Below are 26,440 nucleotides of genomic sequence, written 5' to 3' on the forward strand. Positions count from 1 at the left end.
AACCTCGTTTCCGGCTTCAATTATCACCAATATAAGAAAAGCAACGTCCTCCATTGTGGACGCTGCTTTTTCTTCTTACTCACCTAAGCTCAATTTAGAACGTAGGTAAGCGTTGATGAAGATGTCTAGGTCTCCGTCCATGACGCCTTGTACATTGCCTGATTCGGTGTTTGTACGGTGGTCTTTGACCATAGAGTATGGGTGGAAGACGTAGGAACGAATTTGGCTTCCCCAACCAATTTCTTTTTGTTCTCCACGGATCTCTAGTAATTCTTGCTCTTGTTCTTCGATTTTCTTTTGGTAAAGTTTCGCTTTCAACATTTTCATTGCTTGTTCGCGGTTTTTAATTTGGGAACGTTCTGACTGGCATGTAACAACGACATTTGTCGGTAAATGCGTAATCCTTACCGCTGAATCCGTTGTATTGATATGCTGTCCACCTGCTCCACTGGCACGGTACGTATCAATTTTCAAATCCTCTGTCCGGATATCAATTTCAATTTCATCGTTGAATTCTGGCATTACTTCACAAGATACGAAGGAAGTATGGCGACGGCCAGAAGAATCAAATGGCGAAATACGTACGAGTCGATGAACGCCTTTCTCCGCTTTTAAATAGCCGTATGCATTATGTCCTTTAATAGACAATGTTACGCTCTTAATTCCCGCTTCGTCACCTGGCAGGTAATCTAATGTTTCTACTTTAAATCCTTTTTTCTCTGCCCAACGAGTGTACATACGTAATAACATCGAACCCCAGTCCTGAGACTCTGTACCACCAGCACCTGGATGAAGTTCTAAAATCGCGTTATTTTTATCGTATTCTTCACTTAAAAGCAATTGCAGCTCAAAATCAGCTAAACGCTTAGATAAAGCGACGATCTCCGTTTCAAGCTCTTCTTGAAGTTCTGCATCTGCTTCTTCTTTTACTAATTCATATGTTAATTCGAGATTCTCGAACGTCTCATTTAAATCATTGAACTCATTGACTTGTTCTTTTAATGCATTGGACTCATTGATCACTACTTGTGCGGCTTGTTGATCATCCCAAAAACTAGGATGAAGCATTTCGTTATCAAGTTCTGCAATACGTGCCTCTTTGTTTTCTAAGTCAAAGAGACCCCCTAAAGTCCGCTAAAATTTTAGCTGTTTTCTCTAACTCATGACGAATCTCTGCTAATTCCATCTTGGTCACCTCTACACATATTTTTAACCTTTATATTATATAACTTCTCCAGGCAAAGTGAAACACTTCGTGTAAAAAGCCGGCAGCGACCCTTATAAACAGGTTTTTGCCGGCTCTTATTCAGATATTGTTAACCTTTTGCACCACAGCAGTTTTTATATTTTTTTCCACTGCCGCAAATACATGGATCATTACGACCAACATCCATTTGTTTGACAACAGGCTTTTTCTTCTTCTGTTTACCGTCTTCACTTTCTTTCGGGTTGACAGCTTGGCCTTTTGCTACTTCTTGACGTTGAAGATTGTCACGAATTTCTGCTTTCATCACATATTTCGCTACATCTTCTTCAATAGCAGCAATCATCATTTCAAACATGTGGAAGCCTTCTTTTTGATATTCGCGCAGTGGATCAATTTGTCCATACGCGCGCAGGTGAATCCCTTGACGAAGTTGATCCATGGCATCAATATGATCAATCCATTTTGTATCAACAGCACGAAGCATAATCACTTTTTCGAATTCGCGCATTTGTTCACTTTGCATTTTTTCTTCTTTTTCATTATAGAAGGCAATGATTTTATCCCAAATATGATCGATTACTTCATCCGCTTCTTTTCTGCGAATATCTTCCACTGTAACTGTTCCTTCTGGAAGAAGATTTCCTTTAACGTAATCAATTAATCCTTCATAGTTCCATTCATCGTCACCATCTTCTTCTGTTTGTGAAGCAAAAGCATGGACGTTCCGTGTTAAGACGCTATGAACCATACGCTCGACAATTTCTCTTAAGTTCTCTGAATCAAGCACTTCATTTCTTTGTGTATAAATAATCTCACGTTGCTGACGCAACACATCATCATATGAAAGCAATTGTTTACGGGCATCGAAGTTATTTCCTTCTACTCGTTTTTGTGCAGATTCAACTGCACGTGAAACCATTTTACTTTGAATCGGTTGCGAATCATCCATGCCGAGCTTCGACATCATGTTTTTCATATTATCCGAACCAAAACGACGCATTAATTCATCTTCCATTGATAAATAGAACTGGGTAACACCAGGATCACCTTGACGACCAGAACGACCACGGAGCTGGTTATCAATTCGACGACTTTCATGTCGCTCTGTACCGATAACAGCTAATCCGCCGACTTCTTTGACACCTTCACCAAGTTTGATATCCGTACCACGACCAGCCATATTTGTAGCAATCGTAACGGCGCCAGACTTACCAGCATCTAAAATAATATCTGCTTCACGGCCATGGTTTTTCGCATTCAAGACATTATGCGGAATCCCTTTTTTCGTTAGGTATTTTGAGATAATTTCAGACGTTTCAATGGCAACTGTACCAACAAGGACTGGTTGCCCATTTTTATGGCGTTCTGCTATGTCTTCCACTAAAGCACGATATTTTCCATCCACCGTTGCATAAATTAAATCAGATCGATCATCACGTGCAACAGGACGGTTTGTCGGAATTGCAATGACATTCATATTGTAAATGTTACGGAATTCCTCTTCTTCTGTTTTTGCTGTACCTGTCATACCTGATAATTTTTCATACATACGGAAATAGTTCTGGAATGTAATGGAAGCAAGGGTCATACTTTCATTCTGAATTTCTAAGCCTTCCTTCGCTTCAATTGATTGGTGAAGACCATCACTATAACGACGACCTTTCATAAGACGGCCAGTGAATTGGTCGACAATCACAATTTCGCCTTCTTGTACAACGTAGTCCACATCTTTATGCATACTTGTGTGTGCCTTTAGCGCTTGCGTAATATGGTGATTCAAAGAAACATGAGAAACATCAAACAAATTTTCAATGCCAAAAGCTTTCTCGGCCTTTGTCATCCCTTCTTCCGTTAATTGCACACCTTTTGTTTTTTCATCATAAGTGAAGTCTTCCTCTACCTTTAAGCGGCTAACAAAGGCATTCGCTTGTAAATAAAGTTTCGTTGATTTTTGTGCGGATCCAGAAATAATCAACGGTGTACGCGCTTCATCAATTAAAATCGAGTCAACCTCATCAATAACTGCAAAATTTAACGGCCGTTGCACTTTTTGCTCTTTATAAAGCACCATATTGTCTCGTAAATAATCAAATCCTAATTCATTGTTTGTACTATAAGTAATATCAGCTGCATAGGCTGCTTGTTTTTCCTCTTTAGACATACCATTTAAGTTCAAACCGACAGTTAGTCCAAGGAAATCATATAGTTGTCCCATTTCAGTAGCATCACGAGTCACTAAGTATTCATTGACTGTTACAACATGTACACCTTTTCCTGAAATCGCATTTAAATAAACCGGCATCGTCGAAGTTAAAGTTTTACCTTCACCGGTTTTCATTTCAGATATATTGCCATCATGAAGTGCTGCCCCACCCATTAACTGTACGGGATAAGGATATAAGCCAAACACACGTCTTGACGCTTCTCTTACCACAGCAAATGTTTCTACTAGTAAATCATCAAGCGATTCACCTTTTTGATGACGCTCTTTGAACTCACCCGTTTTCGCTTTTAACTGTTCATCACTCAGCGCTTCCATCTTCGAAGCTAATGCTTCTATTTGTTCCGCCGTTTTCGTTAGGCGTTTTAATTCACGTTTATTCACATCAAAAACCTTATTTAAAATCCCAAGCATACAAACGCTCCTTTATCTATTGGAGATGTCTATTTAAAAAGTCTTCCTGAAACAATGATATATGGTATTAATGATACCACTTCGCATGGGTAGAGACAACTTTTGTCAGGTGTGAAGGAGTAATTTTGTCATTTAGGGCGGCGAAATAATAAAGAAAGAAGCTAGATTCATTCCTAGCTTCTTTCCCATTTAATTATCTTGCTTTGTTTTATTAAAAATATCGTCAATAAATGCAGCTACTTGGCTCTGAATATCCCTGTAGTAAGTAGATACTCGGCCAGCTGTTAGCCCGTATTTTTCCCCAAGCTCTTTTTGTGTCATACTTGATTCGACACCTGACTGTTCATAAACAAAATAACGTAGGGCAGCAATATAATTTTCTGCTTTTTGAATACGTTTATTCGTTTGTTTAATGTATTCTACCCACACACCTACACCGAAATTAATGACCCATTGCGGTTCTCCCGCTACAGTCATATCTTTTTCAAATTGCTCTGCCACTTGTTTAGCCCCTTCGGTTGGCCATTCATAAGCATCCATATCTACACTTGCAGCTGCCTCTGGAAGGCGATGCATGAGCTCCAAGAAATGATCTTCGAGATATTGGATAGCATGATTATTTCCAATTGCTGCAAAATCATCTTTTAGATAACCCTCATAATCTGCTGCTTTTCCTTCTGATACTTCGAATAAGCAAGGAAAAGCGGTATATTTGTCCTCATATGGGAATAATACACCGAAAGCAAACCAACCTTCAGAAAAATCATTCATTGCTTCATCTAATACGACTGTATACGATTCATTTGTCAGTGTATCTACAAAATGTAAGTCTCTATCATCAAGTCCAATCACTTTCCCAGCTACCGGGATCGCCACTTTCCAAGATTGTAGAATTTCTTGTAATCTTGGTCTTAAGACAGCTGATTCTTTATGTTCAATAAACTTATGAAGAATCGTTTCACCGTCTTCAACCGTTTTAAACGGAATATACCAGAAAGGCATCATAAATTCGAAAAATTCCGCGTCATCTTTATCGGTATCTTCCAGTTTTTCCATTAATTGTTGATACTCACTTCTAATGGCATTACCATATCTTTGATACGCAAAAATACGTAATTCTTTTTGTAACTCGCTCACTTCATTATCAATGAGTTCTGTAATAGTAATTGTTTCCTTTTTCGCACAGCATTTTTTGTATTTTTTTCCACTGCCACAAGGACAAGGGTCATTTCGATTAATTTTCACAGCTGTTTGCATATTTCATTCTCCTCTCATCACCTAGGAACAGCTTGTTCTATTATATATGATTAGTTATCTACTTTCGTTGATCGCGGATATTCCAACTCAACTAAAAGCCGACTCACAATAAGTGCCCCCGGCTAACCTACAAAATTATCGCTATTCTATACTAACATTAATCTAGGGCTAAGGTCATTTAATAGAAAATTATAAAAGATGGAATGATTCAGTATAATTAAACTGATAGAGTAAAGGATATCTTCTAAAGAGTAGGGGTAATGAAACATAAACAGCATTTAGATTGTCAATAATCGTCTCAACAGGTATGATGAGGGAAATAACAGACAACAATCGGAAAGGAAGAGGAAGATGAAGAAATTCTTTAAACGTGTTGGGTTTGTCCTAACCTTCTGGAGATTCATTCCTTTTTTCTTTGAATACTTAGCAGCTAAAGATATTCCTTTATGGAAGAAACTACTTCCTGTAGGCGTATCGATTGCCTATATCCTCATTCCAATAGATCTCATTCCAGACTTTCTTTATATCATCGGTATCACAGATGATGTACTCTTCACAACCTTTATCCTTCAAAGCATGGTTAAATATGCACCGGACCGGTTGAAACTGAAGTACTCGAAGCTCTTGGATGACAACCAGAAGCCCGTGAAGAAATAAAATAAATGCTTATATATGGATTGCCCTCTGTTCTTGTTGAGGGCTTTTTTGCGTTTAATTAAGACAATGAATCAATGTTGGTTATGTTACTTTTTGGAAGCTATTGAAGCAAGAATTTTATTTACTCAAGGCTGTCCGTAAGTGAAGTGAAGTCGAAGTGACTTTTGAAAGGATATTCCTTACGTAATCTCCCAGTTCGTATACCTGATATGAAGGGGAATCTAAAGAAACTTATGCCTGTTGGTTTTCACAGGCAGATGAAGGCTATAGTAGAGGGTACTTATTAACACTATTTTCGGATTATCTAAAGTATGAAGTTAAGAGAGAGCTTAAATGCTTCTCTTTTTTTGACGAAATAAGAAGGTGTAAATCTGTTTTAGTAGAAATATAGAAATAAAGTTTGATACAAGGTATCAAATAAATATTCTGTGGTCAAAAAATGAGACGATGAGGTGCTAAAAATGATTGTAGCAGTAAACCCTTATGTAGTAACAAATGGAAATGGAAAAGAAGCAGTGCAATTTTATGTTGATGTCTTTAACGCAGAGCTTATTTCGTTACAAACATTTGGAGAGATGCCAGAGGATCCGGATCACCCACTTCCAAGTGAAGCACAGGACCGTGTATTGAATGCTCAATTTAAAGTAGGCAATACCACTATGATGCTTTCCGATAATTTTCCTGGAGCTCCTTATACGATTGGAAATCAAGTAACCATTGCCATTCAAATCGATTCAGTGGATTCATCAAAACAAATATTTGAGAAATTGTCTAAAGAGGGGAAAGTTACAATGCCTCTACAAGAAACGTTTTGGAGCCCATCATATGGACAAGTAACTGATAAATATGGAGTAGAGTGGCAAGTTTCAGCTCTTCCGCAAGACGAATGAAAGTTTTAAATCAGCCCTTTCTTCTACTTTAGAAGGGGCTTTTGTTTATTCAGCTTTTTGGTCATGTATCCTAAAATAAGCGATATTTATTAAAGGTTGTGAGCGATACAACAAACGTCGAAATTTTACTGTGAGGCACAAATAAAAGAAGCACCAGAAAAAATCGATTCCTAGGACTCGGCAAATGAATGATTCCCTGTGACCCCTACAAAACTTAAAAAAGCGCAATCTCCTAACTGGAATTGCGCATACCTGTTATAAAACCACTGGTTCTCTTCTATTATTACTTACCTTCATTTCTGCTAAAAGATTTTCTACCAAATTAACATCTCTCACTCTTTCCCCACTCTTATCAAATACCAAGACATCTTCTTTTGAAAATGCGATTTGGGTTTCTTTAGTAGGTGTTTGCCACGTGGACTCACCTTTTACAAAAACTTTCCCCCAATCCGTTGTAAGACAATAGATAGATTCTCCACCTAAATGTTCAGTAGAAACAACGGCACCTGTTAATACATAATCAGCATTCACATTAAGGTCATCTTCCTTCATACTCATATTTTCTGGTCGAATACCGATGGAATAATCACCATAAGACAATATATTTGTAGGGGGTGAGCCAATAAATTGTGCTACGAATAGATTGGCTGGATTTGTATAGATTTCCTTCGGTGTCCCTTTTTGCATGATATGACCATTATTCATAATAATGATATATGACCCCATTGACATCGCTTCAATTTGGTCATGTGTGACATAAAGGAAGGTAGTTTGTAATTCTTTTTGTAATTCAATAAGTTCTTGTCTCATTTGATTTCTCAGTTTTGCATCCAAGTTGGACAAAGGCTCGTCCATTAGAAACGCGTGCGGCCTTTTAACAATAGCCCTCGCTAACGCCACCCTTTGCCTTTGCCCCCCTGATAACTCACCTGGACGCTTATTAGCGTGTTCTGTTAACTCCACCATCTCAATCACTTTATTTACCATGATTAGACGTTTGTTTTTCTCTATTTTTTTTATTTTTAATCCGTATTCAATGTTCTTAAATACTGTCATATGCGGGTACAATGCATAATTTTGAAAAACCATGCCGATATCACGGTCTTTAGGCTCGCTATAGGTAATATCTTGGTCATTAATAAAAATAGACCCACTTGTCGGTTCTTCTAAACCAGCAATCATACGCAATAGCGTTGACTTACCGCATCCTGAGGGACCTAGTAAAATGGCAAAGGATCCATCTGGTATATCAACATCGATTCCTTTTAGTATTTCTTTTTGACCGAAAGATTTCTTCATTTGTTCAACTTTGATACTCCCCATAATTTACGCCCCCAGCTTATTTATTTGATGCCAAATCGAACAAAAGAGTCAACGATATGTTTTTGTAAAAATAAATAGATAAGTAGTATCGGTATACATGAGATAGTTGTAGCTGCCATTAGTGATCCCCACATATTCACATCGGAATTGACAAAAGACTTCAAGCCAATTTGAATGGGTGCATTCTCCATTTCTTTCGTCACTAACATTGGCCATAAATACTCATTCCAAGCATTAATAAAAAGAATGATACCCAATGATATGACGGTCGAACGAATATTTGGTAGGATAATTCTTAATAAAATACCGAGGTCAGACTCTCCATCTAACCTTGCCGCATCAATTAGTGCTGTAGGAAATGACTTAAAACTTTGATAGATTGATAAAATGGCAAAGGTCGATGCAGCGAATGGTAAGACAATACCTAATGGATTTTCATTTAAGCCTATTTGATTAATCAATACATAGTTTGGAATCATTACCGCTTGAAAAGGAATCAGCCAAGTTAAGCTAAGTAATGTAAAAATTAAAAGTTTCCCTTTAAAATTCCATCGGACTAATGCATACCCCGCTAATAAACTGGTTGACAACTGCAAAATCGTCATTAAAGTAGCAACTACAAATGAGTTAAATAACATTTGTATGATAGGCATTTCTGCGAATGCATATAGATAATTTTGCCATGTTGGTGCCTGTGGTATAAAAGAACTTGTGAAAATTTCAGATTCATTTTTAAATGAAGAGATAATCATCCAATATAGTGGGAAAATAGCGATGATACTCATCATTATTAATAGAAAATGCTGAAGTACCGTTACTGATTTTATCCGTTTCATCACTTTTACTCCCTTAATTATCATAGAATGCAAATTTTTTCGTTAACACATTTAAACCGATAGCAATGATCGCAAATACAATAAAAAATAACGTCGCGGCTGCTGAACTTAATCCTGCATTTAAGTTACTGAATCCATATTTATACATCTCATAATAAATATTCGTTGACGTACCGAACGGACCGCCTGCTGTTAAAATATCAATATAAGCGAAGGTAAATTGACTAGAAAATAGAATACTCATTGTGAGCATAAACAATATTGTTGGTGACAATAAAGGAATAGTGATCGTCATTAATTGCTTCCATTTCGTCGCACCATCTAAAGCTGCTGCTTCGAAATAATCTCTGTTAATATTGGTCAATGCTGCAGAGAAAATAATCGTACTAAATCCAATCAAGCCCCATCCTGTCATCAAAAGAATGAGCCATTTCGCATAGACTGGATCAGTAAAGAAAGAGATGTTTGCATCGGTGATTCCAAGTTTTTGTAATGTAATATTGACTAATCCATTGGCAGGATGAAAGAGCCATCTCCAGATTGCCCCTACAGTTACTGGTGCCAATATCATTGGGATGAAAAACATTGCCCGATACACATTTTTCACTCTGCCATTTAACCCATTTGTTGCTACAGCTAAAAGCATTGGAATGATGATAGAGAAAGGTAGTATACCCACTGTATAAAAAACTGTATTTTCAATAGATTGAACGAAGTCCTTAGTTTGGAACAAGCGAATAAAATTATCTAACCCTACTGCAATAGGTTCTGTGCCTGGGACCATACTCCACTTTTGAAAGGCTAAAACAAAAGTAGATAGTAACGGTTTATACATCCAAACCCCTAATAAAAGAATAGCAGGTAGTAAAAATAAATAAGGTTTCCATTTTATAAGTGAACGAGCAACACGTCTGTTTTTCTGCTCGTTCACTTTTTTTCCTTGCTCTGATACGATTATGCTTTTTACCTCACTCATAAGATTCCCTTCTCTCATGAACACCTATTGTATTAATTGGTTAATTTCTTCTTCTGCTGCTTTTAAAGTTTTTTCTACATCTGCATCCGTTGAAACCGATTGAACAATCGCATCTCTAAATATATTGGACATTTCAGTTGCATATTCCGCTGGCCAAATTACTGCTGGTTGGATGTTTTTCAATTGCTCCAAGTTGATTTTATATAATGGATTTTCGTCAATAAATCCTTTTAAATAATTGGGATCATCAGCTAACTCTGTTCTGAGCGGTAAATACCCTACCTCAGAAGTTATGATTGTATAGCCTTCATTGCCAGTAACATATTTAATAAACTCCCAAACCGCTGCCTTTTTCACATCATTATCTGGTCTAACAGCTAAAACACTGCCAGAGTTCACTGGTACAGACGGATTGTTTCCGAATGATGGTAAACCAGCGCCGTAAAGTTCCCAGCCACCCGCTTCGGAAGCGTTTTTAAATCCGCTATGCAATGCAGTAGAAGTAATGTACATTCCTAGATTACCAGCCATAAATTGCTCGGGTAACTCCGTATCACTCCCAACTGCATGGGCACCGTTTTGATAGAGATCCTTCCACATTTCAATCGCTTCAATACTTTCTTGATTTGCGAATTGCGCTTCCTTACGATCATCAGAAAGTACTTTGCCTCCATTACTTAATATCACACCTTCAGTTGTCCAACCATTATCCGGTGCTAACGCAAAGCCATCTTTGCCTGTCTCTTCATTTATTTTAAGTGAATATTCCTTAATCTCTTCCCACGTTTGTGGTGGTTTGGTTGGATCTAAGCCCGCTTCTTCGAATAATTTTCCATTCATAAAAACAATCGGTGTGCTAAATGTAAATGCCAACCCATATGTCTTTCCATCTATTTTTCCTAAACTCAATGCATTGTCTGAAATGCCACTGAGATGATTGTTTAATTCTTCTGCTGGAAACACATCTTCATAAGCTTGGAATCCGAGAGTTTCTCTTGAATTATCTAATGTTGAAAAAGTATGTTGAACAATATCAACCGCTTTTCCAGCCGCAATATCTGCCTTAAACTGTTGATAAGAGGCATCAGCAACCCCTTCAACAATGACACCCTTTTCTTTTCCAATTGTGTCATTGAACTCATTAATTAGATGTTCCATACCCTCTTTCATTGTTGGAGCAGCTAAACTATAAGAATAAAAAGTTATCTTTGTAGGGTTCTCAGGATCTAATTCTCCCATTTCCTGTGAGACGGTTGAAGCGTCAGAAGAGCTACAAGCACTTAACACTGCAGCGATACCTAACAATAGAGTGAGCATAATCGATAGCCTCTTACTTTTTAATATAACCATTTACCCCTCCCCCTTCACTTAAGAATGCTGAAGCATCTGCTTCAATTCTACTGATAAAAATGTATCAAACTTATCTGGGTACCTAACATGTTCTACACTTGCACCATTTTCGCCTAATGTACATATGCTATAGCCCGTACGATTATTAAACGAAGCTAATTCTTGACCAATTTCCATACTAAAAGAAGTTCCTCCCGCAGTAGATAATAGAATATTTTCATAGGTAGTTACTTTATTCTGATGAGTATGACCACTAAGAACTAGTTTGACATCGGTATTTTTTATAATAGCCAATACCTCTGCTGAATTCGATAAGCTATGACCATCGACCACCTGTCCAGCTTCCAATGGATGATGGACAACAACAATCGAACCATTAGGGGCAGGCTGAGCTAATGTCTCCTTTAACCATTGTAGTTGTTCCTCACTCACTACACCTTTTCCACTATGATCATAGCTAGAATCTAGTACGATTAGGCGATAGCCTTGAATAATTGCTTCGTAAAATAAGTCCCGCTTCTCTCCTTTTACGTTGCCTATACCTTCCCAGTAAGCTTCTGTCACATCATGATTCCCTAAAGCTAAATAATAAGGAATATCTATGATATGATCTTCTAGTAATTTAGCTAAAAAAGCATAATCTTCAACTGTCCCTTCGTGAACAAGGTCCCCACTAATTAAAATGAAATCTGGCGCTTTTTCATCTTGTGTGATTGCTTGTAATATTCCTTTCAACGTTTCAGTTGGATTATTGTCAACACCTGTTAATGTTTCAATTAAACTGCCTTTGTATTCTCTTAAAATATGTGTATCCGATAAATGAGCAAACCTTAATTTCTCCATGTTCATATCCCCTTTAGAAAATTACTCTTGCAAGCAAAAATCTTTTATTTTTTTCCTTATTTCATTTGTTATTCCAAACTCTAGATACAAATAAGTATCAAAATCGCCATATATTTCTTCTATAGCAGATTTAGTTGCAAGTAAGTATTCTTCCTGTAATAAAAAAGCTGCTTTTAATTGCAATACCTCCTCTTCCACAAGTGCTGCTTCTGCCTGCAGAAACATTTGCTCATGAAAGGTGGCTAAAGCAACATTAGAATAAAGGTAATCTTCCATCACAGTTGAAAATGGCACACCGAGTGTAAGTAAAATAATCATGGCGCCTATACCTGTTCGATCTCTTCCTCCAGCACAATGATGGATTAGCGGCAAGTTTTTCTCTGGTTCCTTTAATAAATTCATCAAAGCTTGGTAAGAAGCATTTCGAACCGGAAAAGTAGAATAGAGTGTTAAAAATGTTTCTTTAGTATAGTGTTTGAATACATCTTCTTTTTTCTTTACTTTCGATACTTGCTCGGCGATATTATCCTCAGCGATTACCGGTACGCGTAAAAGCTTGGCACTACCAATTTCCGGATCAGGTTTTTCATTTGCTTCATCTTCTCTACGATAGTCAAATATATATTTAATCTTTTGTTTAGACAGTTGAGCAATATCATCTGTCGTTAATCCACTTAAATCTCCCGCTCTATATAAGATGCCTCTTCGTACTTTTCGACCATCTACGGTAACGAGCCCTCCCATATCACGAAAATTCAGAGCCCCTTTTAGGGGAACAGTTTGAGAATAAAGTCCTGTTGTTGTCATTGATTCACCTCATACTTTTCCAAATCACTGACACCATCTAGTTCGATAACTTGAAAACCAACTTCGCCATTTTTTACTGTTACTAAAAGAATATGATCGATCGATCCTACACTATCACCGTGCCAACATGCACCCGTACGACCCATTTGAATATAATTTCTGTTATTTTTTTTCATTACTTCCAATTGATGAAGGTGTCCTGCAAACATCGTATACATTCTTGATTCAAGCATATTTTCAAATTGGCTGAACTTAGGATCCTTCGTTTTCCATGCTGGCTTATGCATAAATACAAAAGTATGTTTCACATCATTATTTTCATGTAACACTTCAGCAAAAAACTGTAATTGCTCATCTGAAATATGAGGTAAGTTCCCCTTCTCAATATCTTCCTCCGAAGCCCCTTCAGTCATTTGTCCGAAGAATTCTTCAATGTACCCTCTTGCTTTTGCTGGATTTTCAACTACTTGATTGGTAATATCTCTAAAACTCTTTACAAATGATTCAGGCATACCTAAAGGATCTTCCTCTGTATTCATCACTAGAAATAAATAATCATTTAATCGAAAAGCGTAATACTCAAAACCTTTTCGCTCACGCCAAACTTTAACCATAGTGTCATTTCCATAGTCATGGTTACCAACTGTTAAATAAAATGGAATGTCTACATCTTTAATTAACTGATCAATATAGTCCCACTCTCCATGGGCCGCTTCCTCTTGATCCCAATAACCTTCAATGAAATCACCTACCGAAAGGACAAAATCAGGATTAAGGCCTTTTACTACCTGCAAACCTTTCTCAAAAATGCCTGGTGTTGTAATCCCACAGCGATCACCAACAACTGCAAACGAAAAATCATTTTCAAGGTGAGTGGACATGTTTCCAAACCAAGGTCTCTTACCATTCTTAGAAAAATCTTCTTTAAAATAATGTTGCGTCCCAAGCTTTTTTTGATCTATAACATGCATCCATTTGTCCTCCTTTATTTAAATACAACTGAAGTATACAACTAGCATGTTAATAAGATGTTAATCTCACATGAATCATTTTATGAGTTTGGTGAAATTTTTAAATTTAGTGTAAATTCAAAGGTTACAAGATGTATTCTTAGAAAATCATCGCTATAATTGTATAATCATAGGATGTTCAATTAATGGATTTAGACAGAGAGGAATTACGACAATGACAAAATCTTTAATAGATACCGCTTATCACACCATTCGAACGAAAATTCTTACTTGTGAATACCTACCGGGAAGCTTACTATCCATATATAAATTATCAGAGGAATTAGCTATGAGTCGCACACCCATCTCTAATGCGATGGCTAAACTTGAACTAGAAGGGTTAGTGATCTCCTTAAAAAATAGAGGCGTGATGGTGAAGGAAGTATCATCTAAAGAGATACTAGATATGTTCGAAGTCATTTTCACCCATCAAATGTATGCGCTTGAAAAGGTAGAAACAAATCCGCTTTATTCATTTAATTTATCACTTTTAAATGAACATTTAGAGCAACAACTACTAGATAAAGAGAACGATCGTTATTTCTCTTATGCGACTCACTCATTACAATTCATAAGACAAATCATAGCTGCTGGACAAAACCAAATCATGCTTCAAATTATGGATCAGCATATGGACAAAATCATCATTGGTTCTATGGCCAATTACTTGCTTTACCCAGAAAAACGGATCTTTTCTGGTGCTCATTATAATGAAGCACTTTACCTATCCATTGAGGCAAAGGAGTACGAACAAACAAAAGAACTACTAAAAGAATGGCGAGCACAAATAAGGGAACGCATCTTAATAATGGGAGCGATATGAATACTTGCACGACTTACGTAGGGAAGACATATTAATGTTCTGCTACTATTTATCTTCTGTAGCATCAACTTCTCTTCGCACATGAAAAAAGCAGGTAGTGCCATAGCACCTACCTGCTTCCTTTTTATATTATTGCGCTTCGATGAGTCCGTAGCGTCCATCTTTTCGTTTGTATACGACGTTGGTTAAGCTTGTGGCTGCGTTGGTGAAGACGAAGAAGCTATGGCCGAGCATGTTCATTTGTAAAATGGCCTCTTCACTGTCCATTGGCTTAAGGTCAAAATGCTTTTGGCGAACGACCTCTAAGTCATTGTCTTCTTCTGGGTGTTCTTCAGGCTCCTCAAAAGTAGCGAATAATTCGTTAATGCCGCCTTTTTCGCGGAATTTACGATTGACTTTCGTTTTATGTTTACGAATCTGTCTCTCCAACTTGTCGTTGATTAAGTCGATGGCTGCATACATATCAGCATGAGCCTCTTCTGCTCGAAGTACAAGATTCGTCATCGGAATCGTTACTTCAACTTTTGACGTTTTATCATTATTGGTTTTCAGGTTTACGTTTACATTTACATTAGGAGTTTCAGTAAAATATCTTTCCAACTTCATAATTTTCTTCTCGACGTAGTCTCTGATTGCTGGAGTTACCTCAATGTTTTCACCCCGAATGTTAAAATTCATAAGTGAACTCCTCCTTCTCTTTATAAGAGTCATAAGGATGATTTAGCCTGTCCTTCTTCAGCTAATCCTTATAAGCTAGTCTTTAAATAAGACTATACTCTATATTTCTATGTTACCCGTAAAAAGTCCTGCTAAAACCTTTTTAACGGTATTAAGAAAATAAATAAGGTTGCAATTCATAGTCTATCATTCGGTGCCAAGCTGCAAACAAAGGGAAAAATTGCTCACGTAATATTTCTTGTTTTTCTGGCGCGTTACCGATGGTTTGCTCCAGTCGATCAGCTTGTTCCTGCACCTTTTCAAACACATGCATAATATGAACCATTTCACTGTTTTCCTTAAACAAATGCAGTAATTGCTCGTTCACTGCTTTGATTTGTGGAAAAGAATCAATCACCTCAAAAAGAAGCGCATCACCATCATCTTTATCTAAATCTGTAAAGCTATCTACAATATAGGTAAAGCTTTCTTCTAGTGTATTTAACACAGAACAATACTCTCTTAGGAGAATATACTGCTCCTCCTTCAACTTCATCACCTAATTTCGTTTATCATAAAAAACACCATCGCTCATCCCAACAGCTTCATACGGATTCGCATATTGCTTACTCTTTACTTTCTGCACCTTCAATCTTTTGATATCATCCTTAATGATTTGCTGGTGCTGATCTAATAATTGTTTAATCGCACGATCCTGCTTCAATAGCACGTCTTTCATCTTCTGAGCTTCTGTTGACTGAAAATCAACTTGTTTCATTAAAATAAATCGTTGATCAAGCAAATCATCCGTCTTCTTTATGTAAGCTTCTCGTTCATGTTCAGGTAAGCCTTGGTTTAAATGAAGTAATAACTCACGCGTACAAACGATCAAATCAGTTGTCGCTGTCATGATTGTTCACTGCCAACCATTTGAGGTTTTTTCTGCGCTAACATCATTTCTTTCCATGTATTACGAAGATCCATAATCATTGATTCCGCTTCTGTTAAAGCTGTGAGATCATTGCGTGTATTGGCGTCAACTAAGGTTCTCAACACATAATCATAGATTCGTAGCAAATCACTAGATAATTCAACCTCTTGATTGAGTGTCACCATAAATTCTTGTATGATATTTTGCGCCTTCTGCATATTTTCATTGCGCTTCGCAACTTCCCCTTGCTCCATTGCTTGCTTGGCAATGCTAATAAACTTTAAACAACCGTTGTAAAGCATCATCGTTAGTTCTGCCGGTGTGGCTGTATTAATAGAAGTTTGTTGATATTTTTGGTACGGGTTGGTTGTCATCTTTTCACTCCTTATTGCGAGCTATAACCGAATTGTGTGAGCATATAATTCATTTGCTCATTCATTTTTTGCATTTGTGTCTCCATCGCTGCAAATTGTGACCAATACCTTTGCTCTTTATCTGCTAATTTCGATTCTAGTTCAGTTATACGATTATTGATATCATCTAAATTTTTTCCAATTGTAAATTGACTATTTGTCTTCATGCCATTTCCGGCTTTTAAGGTAATCGCATCGATTGATTGTGTAACGGTATCTCGCAATCGTCTAGAAATCCCTTGTTCACCAAGTGTATCGCCATCTGCTGCGAACAAATTAAATACACCTTCTGCATCATTTTCCAATGCTTCCTTCAGCTTATCTTCATTGATTTCGAGCTTACCACCTTCTAAATAATTTTTCGTTGTGGTAATACCAATAGCTGACAGCTGGTTATATTCACTCGTAGCACCTTCTAGCGGTGTATAAAAGTTCATACGCATATTGCTTAGTAAACTACTTAATTGTTGATCTGAACGAAGTAAACCGCTTTTCGCTTTTTCTTCCCAAAGCTCAATATCTTTTTCAGACATCGCCTCACGCTGCTCACTTGTTAACGGTGCATAATCACGATATTTTTCTTCAGATAACTGTCCTTGTATATTATCTATTAATTCATTGTATTTTTCTACGAATTCTTTGATTTTTTCTACGGCTTGATCGGTGTCGTTATTAATTGAAATGGTAACTGGCGAATCGCCATTAACAGCATCAAATGTATCCTTCAAAGTAAAAGAAACACCGTTAACTGTAAACGTATTAGAAGTTCTCTCCGTTTCTAAACCATTTAAAGTAAATTTCGCATTTTCTCCACCTTTTTCATTATTGCTATCAAGTTTTAGAACATTATTTAAAAACGGACTACCATTAAAAGAGATCTCTTTCCCATCGCCACTTTGATTAAAATCACCTGTTGACGTTCGGGCAATCGTTACTTTATCAGAATGTTGGTCATAAAACATATTGACACCTAAGGACGATTTATTCACTTTATCGATTACTGTCGTTAAAGAATCACGGGCATCAAAAGTAAATGTTTGGCTCACTTCACCTGTTTCATTGAATGTAGACATACTGAATTCAAAGTATTGGTGGTCATAGCTCACTTCCGCTTTTGCACCTGCTTGTAAGTCAGAGCCGAAGGTGATTTTGCCTGTTTCTTTATCTAAATAAAATTGATCTTCTGCTAAATTATTCACATCCGTACCAGCAGTAAATGTTTTCGTTTCTTTTATTGGGTCACCATTCGTGTCTTTAATGATATTACCAGCTGCATCTTTTTTGTCCCATGTAAAAGTAATGCTATCCTCAAATTCTGTGATCCCTATTTGTGAAAGTTGCACTTCTTTTGTTGCAGAGCCAACAGAAATTGCATCTTTTTGAACCATACTGTATTCCACTTCAATTTTACTGTCGGCGGGAATTTGTTGGCTGAAAGTCATTTTGCCTGTTTTCTCATCTACAAACACTTGCTTTTGACTAGCATCTAAGTCATCTAGGCTCGTCACCACTTGGTAGTTGTCTGTACCAACTGTAACACTATCCATTTGTTCTATAGTATGCTTACCAAGCTTTTGTAATGAAAATTCGGTTCCTGCTTTCTTTACTGTGATTTCTTCGTTTATACTTTGTTCAGTACTCTTCCAATCGAATGAACTATTTTCAAAAATGTCCTTTTGGCTATATAGACTTTTCGTTGTATCTAGCTTTTCACCTGTACTAGTTATTCTTCCCGCACTTGCATTCGTAGCAGAAGTCGCCAATCTACTCACGGCAGACAATGTATAAGATCCGTTCCCTGCTGTCGAATCTGCCGTTGCTGTGACTTTGTTGCTATTAGAAGAAGTCGTAATTTTTGATAAAAATGAAGATTGCAAGCGCATATTTAAAGTCATATCACGGAATGAGGCTAGTTTTAAGTTAATATCTCTATATGAATCGCGCTGCCATTCGAGCGTTTGTTTCTTTTGTGACAATTTATCAATCGGCACTCTCTGTACTCTCATTAAATCATTAATTAAGGATTCTGTATCTAAACCAGATGCTAAACCACCTATTCGAAAATTCGCCATGACCATCCGTCCCCTTTTCTCTCTCTATCTATTTATTATATCGACTATAGTCCTATCGTTTACAGTAAAAATTTGACTAATTGCCACTGTTCACGAATAAAAAGCCACTAGCATAAGCCAGTAGCTTCTAGACTTTTTGATCCACCATCAGTCCTTGAAATTCTGTCATTTCTGCAATCATATCGAGGAAATCCTTCGGTGGTATTTCACGAACGACTTCTTTTGTATCTGCATCAACGACTTCTACATAATAGCGATCGAGCTTTTCATGTAATTGGAACTGTACCGAAGTATAATGCGTCTGCAAATGACTATTTGCCTGCTCCACCTTTGATTGCAAGAAGTCTTTTTGTACTTCAGGAGCAGACATCTTTGCTTTATCTTTTATTGTAAAATTTCTTTCATGTTGGCTTTTTTCTTTCTGAATAACAAAAGGTGAGTCCACCATCATTCTCATATTCGACTCTACTCTCATCCCTATTCGCCCCTTACCGAAATCACCTATTTTCTCTTTATATCGGAAACAACCATAAGGCTCTCTATCAATCTAAAGTTCGGTTTTTATTAGAGAAAAAACAGCGACCTTTTTCTTATACATAAGGTCTTTTTGCCTAAAAAGACAAAAAGAAGCCCCAGACAAAGCTGAGACTTCTTAGATGAAAATACCAATAAGCGACGAATTAACCTAATAATTGAAGAACCGCTTGTGGTTTTTGATTTGCTTGCGCAAGCATCGCTTGAGAAGCTTGAGAAAGAATGTTTGTACGTGTCATTTCCATAACTTCTTTAGCCATATCTACGTCACGGATACGTGATTCAGCTGCTTGAAGGTTTTCGGAAGAGTTGTTTAAGTTAGAGATTGTGTGCTCTAGGCGGTTTTGGCTAGCACCTAGTTTAGAACGCTCTGCAGATACTTTATCAATTGCTTCTTGGAATTTAGTAACCGCTGCAGCTGCATCTTCGTGAGTTAATACACTTAGAGCAGATTCTTGGATTGTTGAGCTTGTTCCGTCAGTTACACCTAATTTAGCATCAGTAGTATCATTAGTAGTGATTCCTAAAGCAGATGCTCTCATATCAGAGATATTGATGCTCATGCTTTGGTTTTCGTTTGCACCAATTTGGAAAGTAATGCTAGAACCTGCTCCAGCAGCTTTTCCTTCTACTCCAGCTGTATTAACAACATCAGTTCCACCAACTACAGTTGCTGCAGTTGCAGACTCTTGTCCATCATTTTGTGTTAATACTATGTTTGTACCATCTAAAGAGGCAGTATATTTACCACTCAACGTTGTATCTGCATTGATATCATCAACAATTGATTGTGGAGTCGCAGAAGCTAGAAAATCAATTTCTACATCATCTATGCTAAGTGTACCAGCAGCAGTTGTATCCACTTCAAATGTTGTTGTTCCAGCAACAGCAGCCACTGCTTCTGATCCATCTTTGCCACCATCGATTAATTTTTGTGTATTGAATTCTGTTGTATTACCGATACGGTTGATTTCTGAAGTTAATTGGTTGATTTCTTTTTGGATTTCTTCACGGTCAGATCCAACGTTTGAGTCATTGGCTGCTTGTGTAGCAAGTTCACGCATACGTTGAAGAATGTTTTGTGATTCTTGTAGCGCTCCTTCAGCAGTTTGGATCATTGAGATACCATCTTGAGAGTTACGGCTAGCTTGGTCTAAACCGCGGATTTGCGCGCGCATTTTTTCAGAGATTGCAAGACCTGCTGCGTCATCTCCTGCACGGTTAATACGAAGACCTGAAGATAACTTCTCCATCGCTTTAGCGTTTGCATTGTTGTTTACGCCTAATTGACGATACGTGTTTAATGCTGAAATATTATTGTTGATAATCATTTGAATTCCTCCATGAGTTGTATTTTTCCACGTCCTTGTGGATTGAAGTAAAGCTTGTCGCTTTATTCTTATTTATTATCGGAGTGCTATAAAGTTTGTTTAATACTTTTTTATAATTAAATTAATAATTAAGAAATTACTTGTCTCTATTGCCTTCTGATTACTTCCCTTATCATTACTTCAACACGTATTCTTGTTTCGTTTGTTTATCATTAAACAAATATAAAAAAAATAAACCGATATCTCCAACCGGTTTATTTCTCAGTATTATGTTTCAATAGTGCCATTAAATCAACAGGGTTTTGCGCGGCTTCGTTGTTTTCTGTCTGAATTTGTAGGTAAACTTCTTTTCTGTAGATGTCGATGTCTTTTGGTGCTTGGATGCCAAGTTTGATTTGGTCTCCTTCGACAGCGACGATCGTGATTTCGATGTTTTCATTAATGATAATCGATTCGTTTTTGCGACGGGTTAGTACGAGCATGAGGCATCCTCCTCCATAAGCTGGAATAACGGATGCTTTGTCTTGTAGCGCGCATCATTTAAGACAAGCTGTTTCCCCATTCGTTTTTTCATATTAATCACCAATGGACCTTGCAAATTCGCCGTTGATGACTTAAACGGTTCCTTCAATGTGAGAATAACAAAAGTAGCTACGTCTTCCGGTTGTTCAATTTGCAGCGCATGTTGCGATGCTTCATTGAGCTGAAATTCGTAATCAGCAAAAAAGGCATACGGGTCGACAACGACAAACGCTAACTCTGCCGTATTGATTGATTGTAAAATAAAATAAGGGAGTTCTTCTAAAAAGGGAAGAAGCACATATTGCTGTTCTTCTGGAAACCCTGGCAAGCCTACCGGAAAATGAAGGTGTTGCTCTGCTGACACTTCCACTGTCCCTTGATATTTTGTCTCAATTTTCATCGTAACACTTCCTTAAATAAGCTGATCCACTTGAAAATCTCTTAGTTCAAAGTTAATCGCTTCTTTTTGCTGTAAATAAATTTGTGCTTGCCAGTTTTCATGAGCGATTTGTGGTCGATTGATACTTACATCAATGGCTGGCGTTTGCGGGGTTACGTTCACATCGACGTTCCCTGGATCATAATCGATTTGTACCCGGAAATGGTTTTTTGGTAAATAGCCGATCCCTGGTGTCTTTTGGTTGGGCTCACTATTTTGTTTCGCAATTTGTGGGATGGCGCCTGCTCCGTTCTCAATTTTCATCATCGCATCACCTTCACGGACTCGCCTAGAGATCCCTGTTATTGCCGTCATCTTTGCCTGTTCAGCCGCCTCTGCGACTCGCCTGCCTGCCCCTTTATTATCCAGGTCAGCTCGCGCCTCTGATTGATCAATAAAAAGCCGGGATGCTTCATGACTAATGGTAAGCTTAGCTGGTGGCTGATGCATCGAAACGTCTGCTTGCGACTGTTTGATTTTCATCACAGGTTGATAATAATTGATACCAAGTTGCGCTTGTTTTGTCGTTATTTCTAAATAAGGTGTATGCATAGATTCACCGCTCTTTACATGACGAGCGGCCCATCTATAGAGATGAACCGTCGTCAGCGTTTTTTATCGTAAAAAGTCCATTAATGTTGGTTGAATAATGCTTGCTCCTACTGCTAAAGAAGCACGGTGGAGAGCTTCTTGGGATGTTAATTCAATAATGACCTTCTCTGCATCGATATCTTCGTTATTAGACATCATGGTTTTGGCAAGTATCTCTTGATTCCCTAAACGACTTTCCACCATCTCTACTCGATTAGATTTAGCACCGATATCTGCCATTTCAGAGATTACATTATTATGGTGATGATCAATCATATCCAGCTCCCCAGATAAATCATCCGCTGTTGTATCAGGTGATTTCAACTTATCAATTAAGTTGCCAATATCTTTAAATAAATCTAATGAAAAGACATTTTGCGGCTTACTATTCACATCGAGATGAATGCCTGCAGAAACTTCAATTTTTACGCCTTCAGCATTGCTAGCAACCGCTCCTTTTTCTTTCGCTACAAAAGAATCTGGTATCGGGAATCCGATTTCAGTGCCATCTTGAGCTTTAAATGCATTCGAAGATTCATTCCAAACAAGCTGACTACCCTTCTCATCGAAAAGTACATAATCCTTGGCAATATTCGCATCAATTGTGCTGATATCAACATTTTGATCAATTTTCTTTAAATCTACTGGCTTATTCGTTGTATCTGAGCCGTTAAAAATATACTTATTATTCACTTTTGTATTGGCGATCGTCTCTAATTGATTTCGCAGCTGTTCAATTTCACTAGCCACGTTCTTACGTTGACCCGCATCATATGAATCACTGGAAGCCTGTACCGTAAGATCACGGATACGCTGGATAATTTTATTCGTTTCATCCAGTGCCGATTCCGTATTATCCATCCAGTTATATACTTCACCTAAATTGCGTTGATATTGGGATACAGCCGTTACTTGGGAACGGTAATTGACCCCTTTCATCGCTGCTACAGGATCATCAGACGGGCGATTCACTTTTTTGCCGGTATATAGCTGCTCTTCTAACTTACCAAGCTTTTGATAGTTGTTTTGAATATGTTTTAGTGAATTTTGTGAAAGCATGGATTGTGTTACGCGCATCAGTCATTACCTCCTTATCTTCCAACTCTGCCCATACCATTAATTATGGTATCAAGCATTTCGTCTATTGCAGTGATTTGTCTAGCCGCTGCACTATAAGCATGTTGAAACATGATCATATTGGACATTTCTTCATCAAGAGAAACCGAACTTACAGAAGAACGGTTAAATTGGACCGTGTCGGTTAGCGTAGCAGCATTTTCCGTCATTCGATTAGCCTCTTGTGTAGTTACTCCTAACTCCCCAATCATCCCTTGGTAGAAGCTCATCATATTTGTATCTGATCCATTAAAATCGAGCATCATGTCTTTTACATTTGCCAGAGCAACTGCATTAGAACCGTCACCAACAAAACTTTCGCTCGAAGGGTTTTGTCCAATACCTGTTAACTCAAATGACCAAGTAGAACCAGATTGTAAGTTAGCGATTGTACTAGTATCGATTTTAAGGCCAAAGAGATTCATATTTTCTTTCACTGCTTGATTTTGATGGTCAGCTATTGGATTGCCGTCTAAATCATAAGCGGAGTACTTCCATGAGCCATTATCATAAGTCAGCTCAATTTTTGCCTCACTAATCGTGATCGGCGGGGTGTCATATGTTTGAATACCACTGAACGCACCCAGAATCGTTGGGTTACCAGTCGATGGGTTGTCCGCATGTTTCGTAATAGAACCCGTAAATAACTCACTACTTGAGGAAGCGGCAATATGATTTAAATTATTCATGATTGAATCAGACACTTTTATATTGGCTGCGGCCCCTGCTGCATTATCGCCAATTTCAAAGAAGTCCACACCGTTCTTTACGCCGCTCTCAATTTCAGATAAACTCCAGCCACTTTGATGGACAGCATTAAAGGCCGTGGCAAAGCGGAAAGCCATTAAGTCCAGATTCGCAAGCATATCAGAATAAACACCTGTTTCCTTCCCAGTGGCATCTATTTTGCCGTACATATCTATATTCGCAAGTAAGCTCCCTTTCGAAGTGAAATCTGATGCTGCCATCGATTTATTACCGATTTGCAAACTAGCAATAGCTTGTGTTTCAGGGTCTTTTTTGACACTCAATGATTGAACGATATCATTTTTCCCATCGAGTAAAGTACCGACACTTTTACCATTCCCATCGACTAATTCAATCGAATATTTCCCTGCAGCTTGACTACTTGCATTCCCACCACTTGGTGTAGCACTCACTTTAATGTTGACTAAGCCTGAGAGTTGATCAACAAGGACGTCCCTTTTATCATATAAATCATTCGGCAAATAGCCATGTGGTTCTACGCTGGCAATTTGCTCATTGATCTGGTTAATTTGTGTGAGGATTGAATTAATTGTTTTCACATTCATATCAATTTGCTCACCGACATCTGCTTTTTGAGCGCTCAGTTGTCCTGCCAAATAATTAAAAGTGTCACTCACGGCAATCCCACGCTGACGAACAACCGAACGTGCACCTGAATCTTCAGGGTTAGTAGATAAGTCTTGCAAAGCATTCCAAAACTGATCTAATGTATTCGCAAGGCCAGTATCTGACGGCTCATTCATGACACTTTCAATTCGGGAAAGCTCACTGCTTCTCGTATTCCAATAACCGAATTTATTGTGCTCATTACGGTACTGTACATCCAAATAGTCTTCGCGTATGCGTTGAACCGATCCTGCCTGAACACCCGTTCCAATTTGTCCTGGCATGTATGGCGCATTCATTCCGACAGACGGAAAAGCATTTGTTTGTGTAAAGTTCACCCGTTGTCTCGTATATCCTACAGTATTCGCATTGGCGATATTATGCCCGGTTGTATAGAGTGCACTTTGTTGTGTATGTATGGCTCTTTTCGCCGTTTCTAACCCCATAAAAGTAGATTTCATAACGTTTCCTCTCTTTTCTCTATCCTACACTTTCGACTGGAACATTCCTGTTGCAGCCTGAGATTTCGCTTTTTGCGGATGAATATAATTCATATTTTGCGCAGCTGCTTTCGGATTGACGAGATTCATAGTTAAATTCACATATTGCAAGGAGTGATAAATCAATTGTTGATTCAATTGATTTTTCTCTTTTAGTTTGTCAATAACGGATGATAACTGCTCTCTTTTTTCAAGTAAAGCTTGTTGTTCATGTTGTTCCAGTACTAGTATACAGTCTGCTATTGTTGGCTTATCTATACTTGGTACAAGACTTGCTGCGATCTGGATACGCGCTTGTTCAAGCTTCTTAATTGTTGCGACATGGCTTTGTTCATCTTTTAGCATCTGATCTAATGCTGCCATATCACCCTTTTTAATCATATCTGTCTTCTGGCCTGCAAGCTCATAAAGGCTTTGATGATAAGATATTAAGCGTTCCATCGCAGTGAGAAGTGCTTCAGCAGACATACCACATCCTCCTTAAGAGCGTTTTTGTTGAAAATGTTGAACTAAGCTTTTCGCCAATTCATTCGCATCAACATGATACGTACCATTTTCCACTTGCATTTTTAATTGCTCCACCTTTGCTTGGCGAGCAGGATCTGATTGTGATGTTTTTTGCATTTCTAATGCTTTTGAAGAAATTTCAAGTTTATCTGCTTGATTCGTTTTCGCTTGCTCTACTTGCTTTGTCATATTCGCTTGGCGTTGGTAGGGATTGACCTGGTTTGCCGCGTTAAAATGATTAACCTTCATTATAAATCCCCCGCTTTCTTCGTCCCTTTTATTACTCCTATTATCGGTATAAATAGAATGAGTTTAAAGTGATATTACACTTTTAGTAAATTTTACATACATACTATCATTCCAAAAGAAAACATTAGTTCTTTAGACTTCCTTCTTTAAGACTGTTTACCTCTATAAGAATAGTAGGTTCTCTCTCTTTCTTTTATCCGATCCTGCTCTCGTTCAAATTGCTCTAATTCTTTTTGTAATGCTTTGCGACAAGACTCACAAATTCTTCCTTCTTGAATTAACGTACCACACTGATCGCAAGGGTAGCCTATCTGGGGAAATTGCGCCACCTTTAATCGACCTGATCGAACAAACTTCTGCAGGAGCCACTCCTCTACTCCTGTTGCTTCTGTTATTCTTTGCATAGTCGCAGCACGATTTTCTCTTTTCCTTAGAAAGGCATATACGACTTCGTACGCTTCTTCTTCTTTTTTAAAACATGCTTGGCAAATGGTGCTGACTTGATTTTTCATAAATAAGGCATTACATCTAGGGCAGTTTGCGATCTCCGCCATTCTTTTCACCTCTACTGATAGCTTCTATTCTATATA

Annotated in this window: 28 protein-coding genes; 3 read left to right on the top strand and 25 right to left on the bottom strand. The window is 37.8% G+C overall.

Annotated elements, in window-relative coordinates:
• Nucleotides 1–75: 75 nt before the first annotated feature.
• The 3 genes from prfB to LG276_RS20340 form a co-directional block, all read right to left on the bottom strand.
• A protein-coding gene (gene prfB, locus LG276_RS20330) for a peptide chain release factor 2 (protein ID WP_157733891.1) occupies nt 76–1,186 on the bottom strand; the annotation gives its coding sequence in 2 pieces (ribosomal slippage) (nt 76–1,113 and nt 1,115–1,186; 1,110 coding nt in all).
• Between the two features lie 130 nt (nt 1,187–1,316).
• Nucleotides 1,317–3,842, bottom strand: a complete 2,526-nt coding sequence (gene secA / locus LG276_RS20335; RefSeq protein ID WP_251162118.1) for a preprotein translocase subunit SecA — start codon at nt 3,840–3,842, stop codon at nt 1,317–1,319.
• A 189-nt stretch (nt 3,843–4,031) separates the two neighbouring features.
• Entirely contained in the window at nt 4,032–5,099 is a 1,068-nt protein-coding gene (locus LG276_RS20340) for a YecA family protein (protein ID WP_289434637.1), read from the bottom strand.
• A gap of 351 nt (nt 5,100–5,450) precedes the next feature.
• Between LG276_RS20340 and LG276_RS20345 the strand changes: the two genes are divergently transcribed.
• The gene (locus tag LG276_RS20345) at nt 5,451–5,756 is read left to right on the top strand and encodes a YkvA family protein (RefSeq protein ID WP_095371847.1); all 306 of its coding nucleotides are present in this window, start codon (nt 5,451–5,453) and stop codon (nt 5,754–5,756) included.
• 461 nt (nt 5,757–6,217) lie between these two features.
• Nucleotides 6,218–6,646 carry a VOC family protein gene (locus tag LG276_RS20350; RefSeq protein WP_289434640.1) on the top strand — a complete coding sequence of 143 codons (429 nt, stop codon included), beginning with the start codon at nt 6,218–6,220 and terminating at the stop codon, nt 6,644–6,646.
• 255 nt (nt 6,647–6,901) lie between these two features.
• Here LG276_RS20350 and LG276_RS20355 read toward each other — a convergent pair whose 3' ends face one another.
• From LG276_RS20355 to LG276_RS20385, 7 genes are read right to left on the bottom strand one after another with little or no spacing between them, the layout of a single operon-like run.
• Nucleotides 6,902–7,969 carry an ABC transporter ATP-binding protein gene (locus LG276_RS20355; protein ID WP_404292654.1) on the bottom strand — a complete coding sequence of 356 codons (1,068 nt, stop codon included), beginning with the start codon at nt 7,967–7,969 and terminating at the stop codon, nt 6,902–6,904.
• A 20-nt stretch (nt 7,970–7,989) separates the two neighbouring features.
• Nucleotides 7,990–8,805, bottom strand: coding sequence for a carbohydrate ABC transporter permease (locus LG276_RS20360; protein WP_095371844.1), 816 nt, complete (start codon nt 8,803–8,805; stop codon nt 7,990–7,992).
• A gap of 13 nt (nt 8,806–8,818) precedes the next feature.
• Complete coding sequence (locus LG276_RS20365) at nt 8,819–9,781, bottom strand: carbohydrate ABC transporter permease (protein ID WP_404292656.1); 963 nt, start codon at nt 9,779–9,781, stop codon at nt 8,819–8,821.
• 24 nt (nt 9,782–9,805) lie between these two features.
• Nucleotides 9,806–11,131 (bottom strand): ABC transporter substrate-binding protein, encoded by a 1,326-nt coding sequence (locus LG276_RS20370; RefSeq protein ID WP_289434648.1) that lies wholly within the window; start codon nt 11,129–11,131, stop codon nt 9,806–9,808.
• 18 nt (nt 11,132–11,149) lie between these two features.
• Nucleotides 11,150–11,974 carry a metallophosphoesterase family protein gene (locus LG276_RS20375; RefSeq protein WP_404292658.1) on the bottom strand — a complete coding sequence of 275 codons (825 nt, stop codon included), beginning with the start codon at nt 11,972–11,974 and terminating at the stop codon, nt 11,150–11,152.
• A 21-nt stretch (nt 11,975–11,995) separates the two neighbouring features.
• On the bottom strand, nt 11,996–12,781 hold the full coding sequence (locus LG276_RS20380; protein ID WP_224937143.1) for a tyrosine-protein phosphatase: 786 nt from the start codon (nt 12,779–12,781) through the stop codon (nt 11,996–11,998).
• Nucleotides 12,778–13,752 (bottom strand): metallophosphoesterase, encoded by a 975-nt coding sequence (locus LG276_RS20385; protein WP_224937144.1) that lies wholly within the window; start codon nt 13,750–13,752, stop codon nt 12,778–12,780. Before LG276_RS20385 ends, LG276_RS20380 begins: the two co-directional genes overlap by 4 nt.
• A 214-nt stretch (nt 13,753–13,966) precedes the next feature.
• On the opposite strand from LG276_RS20385, the gene LG276_RS20390 reads away from it, so the two are divergent.
• Complete coding sequence (locus tag LG276_RS20390; protein WP_224937145.1) at nt 13,967–14,614, top strand: GntR family transcriptional regulator; 648 nt, start codon at nt 13,967–13,969, stop codon at nt 14,612–14,614.
• A gap of 129 nt (nt 14,615–14,743) precedes the next feature.
• Here the strand turns inward: LG276_RS20390 and hpf are convergent, their stop codons facing one another.
• The 15 genes from hpf to LG276_RS20465 all read right to left on the bottom strand — a co-directional run bounded on the left by hpf (nt 14,744) and on the right by LG276_RS20465 (nt 26,404).
• Nucleotides 14,744–15,292 (bottom strand): ribosome hibernation-promoting factor, HPF/YfiA family, encoded by a 549-nt coding sequence (gene hpf / locus LG276_RS20395; protein ID WP_095371838.1) that lies wholly within the window; start codon nt 15,290–15,292, stop codon nt 14,744–14,746.
• A gap of 151 nt (nt 15,293–15,443) precedes the next feature.
• Nucleotides 15,444–15,821 carry a hypothetical protein gene (locus LG276_RS20400; protein WP_180316929.1) on the bottom strand — a complete coding sequence of 126 codons (378 nt, stop codon included), beginning with the start codon at nt 15,819–15,821 and terminating at the stop codon, nt 15,444–15,446.
• Nucleotides 15,822–15,830: 9 nt separating this feature from the next.
• Nucleotides 15,831–16,181, bottom strand: a complete 351-nt coding sequence (locus tag LG276_RS20405) for a hypothetical protein (protein WP_224937146.1) — start codon at nt 16,179–16,181, stop codon at nt 15,831–15,833.
• On the bottom strand, nt 16,178–16,576 hold the full coding sequence (gene fliS, locus LG276_RS20410; protein WP_251162129.1) for a flagellar export chaperone FliS: 399 nt from the start codon (nt 16,574–16,576) through the stop codon (nt 16,178–16,180). Before fliS ends, LG276_RS20405 begins: the two co-directional genes overlap by 4 nt.
• A gap of 11 nt (nt 16,577–16,587) precedes the next feature.
• Nucleotides 16,588–18,687 (bottom strand): flagellar filament capping protein FliD, encoded by a 2,100-nt coding sequence (gene fliD / locus LG276_RS20415; protein WP_404292661.1) that lies wholly within the window; start codon nt 18,685–18,687, stop codon nt 16,588–16,590.
• Nucleotides 18,688–18,814: 127 nt separating this feature from the next.
• A complete protein-coding gene (locus LG276_RS20420) occupies nt 18,815–19,162 on the bottom strand; it encodes a flagellar protein FlaG (protein WP_404292663.1) in 348 nt (115 codons plus the stop codon).
• A gap of 205 nt (nt 19,163–19,367) precedes the next feature.
• Entirely contained in the window at nt 19,368–20,552 is a 1,185-nt protein-coding gene (locus LG276_RS20425) for a flagellin (RefSeq protein ID WP_404292665.1), read from the bottom strand.
• 254 nt (nt 20,553–20,806) lie between these two features.
• A complete protein-coding gene (gene csrA / locus LG276_RS20430; RefSeq protein ID WP_251162132.1) occupies nt 20,807–21,034 on the bottom strand; it encodes a carbon storage regulator CsrA in 228 nt (75 codons plus the stop codon).
• Nucleotides 21,022–21,474 carry a flagellar assembly protein FliW gene (fliW, locus tag LG276_RS20435; protein ID WP_322909704.1) on the bottom strand — a complete coding sequence of 151 codons (453 nt, stop codon included), beginning with the start codon at nt 21,472–21,474 and terminating at the stop codon, nt 21,022–21,024. Before fliW ends, csrA begins: the two co-directional genes overlap by 13 nt.
• Nucleotides 21,475–21,486: 12 nt before the next feature.
• Nucleotides 21,487–22,065 (bottom strand): DUF6470 family protein, encoded by a 579-nt coding sequence (locus tag LG276_RS20440; RefSeq protein WP_289434657.1) that lies wholly within the window; start codon nt 22,063–22,065, stop codon nt 21,487–21,489.
• A 63-nt stretch (nt 22,066–22,128) separates the two neighbouring features.
• Nucleotides 22,129–23,181, bottom strand: coding sequence for a flagellar hook-associated protein FlgL (gene flgL, locus LG276_RS20445; RefSeq protein ID WP_404292668.1), 1,053 nt, complete (start codon nt 23,179–23,181; stop codon nt 22,129–22,131).
• Nucleotides 23,182–23,195: 14 nt separating this feature from the next.
• Nucleotides 23,196–25,055 carry a flagellar hook-associated protein FlgK gene (flgK, locus tag LG276_RS20450; RefSeq protein ID WP_404292670.1) on the bottom strand — a complete coding sequence of 620 codons (1,860 nt, stop codon included), beginning with the start codon at nt 25,053–25,055 and terminating at the stop codon, nt 23,196–23,198.
• Between the two features lie 24 nt (nt 25,056–25,079).
• Complete coding sequence (locus tag LG276_RS20455) at nt 25,080–25,562, bottom strand: flagellar protein FlgN (protein WP_404292672.1); 483 nt, start codon at nt 25,560–25,562, stop codon at nt 25,080–25,082.
• A 12-nt stretch (nt 25,563–25,574) separates the two neighbouring features.
• Entirely contained in the window at nt 25,575–25,850 is a 276-nt protein-coding gene (flgM, locus tag LG276_RS20460) for a flagellar biosynthesis anti-sigma factor FlgM (RefSeq protein ID WP_095371825.1), read from the bottom strand.
• Between the two features lie 146 nt (nt 25,851–25,996).
• Nucleotides 25,997–26,404, bottom strand: a complete 408-nt coding sequence (locus LG276_RS20465) for a TIGR03826 family flagellar region protein (protein ID WP_404292674.1) — start codon at nt 26,402–26,404, stop codon at nt 25,997–25,999.
• Between the last annotated feature and the right edge of the window lie 36 nt (nt 26,405–26,440).

It is taken from the genome of Cytobacillus kochii (genome assembly GCF_044790165.1).
Lineage (GTDB): Bacteria > Bacillota > Bacilli > Bacillales > Cytobacillaceae > Cytobacillus > Cytobacillus kochii.

Coding starts and splice junctions, on each gene's coding strand:
- secA (WP_251162118.1), bottom strand. CDS start 3,842: ATGCTTGGGATTTTAAATAAGGTTTTTGATGTGAATAAACGTGAATTA.
- flgK (WP_404292670.1), bottom strand. CDS start 25,055: ATGAAATCTACTTTTATGGGGTTAGAAACGGCGAAAAGAGCCATACAT.
- LG276_RS20365 (WP_404292656.1), bottom strand. CDS start 9,781: ATGAGTGAGGTAAAAAGCATAATCGTATCAGAGCAAGGAAAAAAAGTG.
- LG276_RS20355 (WP_404292654.1), bottom strand. CDS start 7,969: ATGGGGAGTATCAAAGTTGAACAAATGAAGAAATCTTTCGGTCAAAAA.
- flgM (WP_095371825.1), bottom strand. CDS start 25,850: ATGAAGGTTAATCATTTTAACGCGGCAAACCAGGTCAATCCCTACCAA.
- LG276_RS20375 (WP_404292658.1), bottom strand. CDS start 11,974: ATGGAGAAATTAAGGTTTGCTCATTTATCGGATACACATATTTTAAGA.
- LG276_RS20405 (WP_224937146.1), bottom strand. CDS start 16,181: ATGACAGCGACAACTGATTTGATCGTTTGTACGCGTGAGTTATTACTT.
- LG276_RS20370 (WP_289434648.1), bottom strand. CDS start 11,131: ATGGTTATATTAAAAAGTAAGAGGCTATCGATTATGCTCACTCTATTG.
- LG276_RS20350 (WP_289434640.1), top strand. CDS start 6,218: ATGATTGTAGCAGTAAACCCTTATGTAGTAACAAATGGAAATGGAAAA.
- flgL (WP_404292668.1), bottom strand. CDS start 23,181: ATGCGCGTAACACAATCCATGCTTTCACAAAATTCACTAAAACATATT.
- fliS (WP_251162129.1), bottom strand. CDS start 16,576: ATGACAACCAACCCGTACCAAAAATATCAACAAACTTCTATTAATACA.
- LG276_RS20360 (WP_095371844.1), bottom strand. CDS start 8,805: ATGAAACGGATAAAATCAGTAACGGTACTTCAGCATTTTCTATTAATA.
- LG276_RS20345 (WP_095371847.1), top strand. CDS start 5,451: ATGAAGAAATTCTTTAAACGTGTTGGGTTTGTCCTAACCTTCTGGAGA.
- LG276_RS20340 (WP_289434637.1), bottom strand. CDS start 5,099: ATGCAAACAGCTGTGAAAATTAATCGAAATGACCCTTGTCCTTGTGGC.
- csrA (WP_251162132.1), bottom strand. CDS start 21,034: ATGCTCGTACTAACCCGTCGCAAAAACGAATCGATTATCATTAATGAA.
- LG276_RS20385 (WP_224937144.1), bottom strand. CDS start 13,752: ATGCATGTTATAGATCAAAAAAAGCTTGGGACGCAACATTATTTTAAA.
- LG276_RS20455 (WP_404292672.1), bottom strand. CDS start 25,562: ATGTCTGCTGAAGCACTTCTCACTGCGATGGAACGCTTAATATCTTAT.
- hpf (WP_095371838.1), bottom strand. CDS start 15,292: ATGAATTTTAACATTCGGGGTGAAAACATTGAGGTAACTCCAGCAATC.
- LG276_RS20440 (WP_289434657.1), bottom strand. CDS start 22,065: ATGCATACACCTTATTTAGAAATAACGACAAAACAAGCGCAACTTGGT.
- LG276_RS20465 (WP_404292674.1), bottom strand. CDS start 26,404: ATGGCGGAGATCGCAAACTGCCCTAGATGTAATGCCTTATTTATGAAA.
- fliD (WP_404292661.1), bottom strand. CDS start 18,687: ATGGCGAATTTTCGAATAGGTGGTTTAGCATCTGGTTTAGATACAGAA.
- LG276_RS20420 (WP_404292663.1), bottom strand. CDS start 19,162: ATGAGAGTAGAGTCGAATATGAGAATGATGGTGGACTCACCTTTTGTT.
- LG276_RS20425 (WP_404292665.1), bottom strand. CDS start 20,552: ATGATTATCAACAATAATATTTCAGCATTAAACACGTATCGTCAATTA.
- LG276_RS20380 (WP_224937143.1), bottom strand. CDS start 12,781: ATGACAACAACAGGACTTTATTCTCAAACTGTTCCCCTAAAAGGGGCT.
- fliW (WP_322909704.1), bottom strand. CDS start 21,474: ATGAAAATTGAGACAAAATATCAAGGGACAGTGGAAGTGTCAGCAGAG.
- LG276_RS20390 (WP_224937145.1), top strand. CDS start 13,967: ATGACAAAATCTTTAATAGATACCGCTTATCACACCATTCGAACGAAA.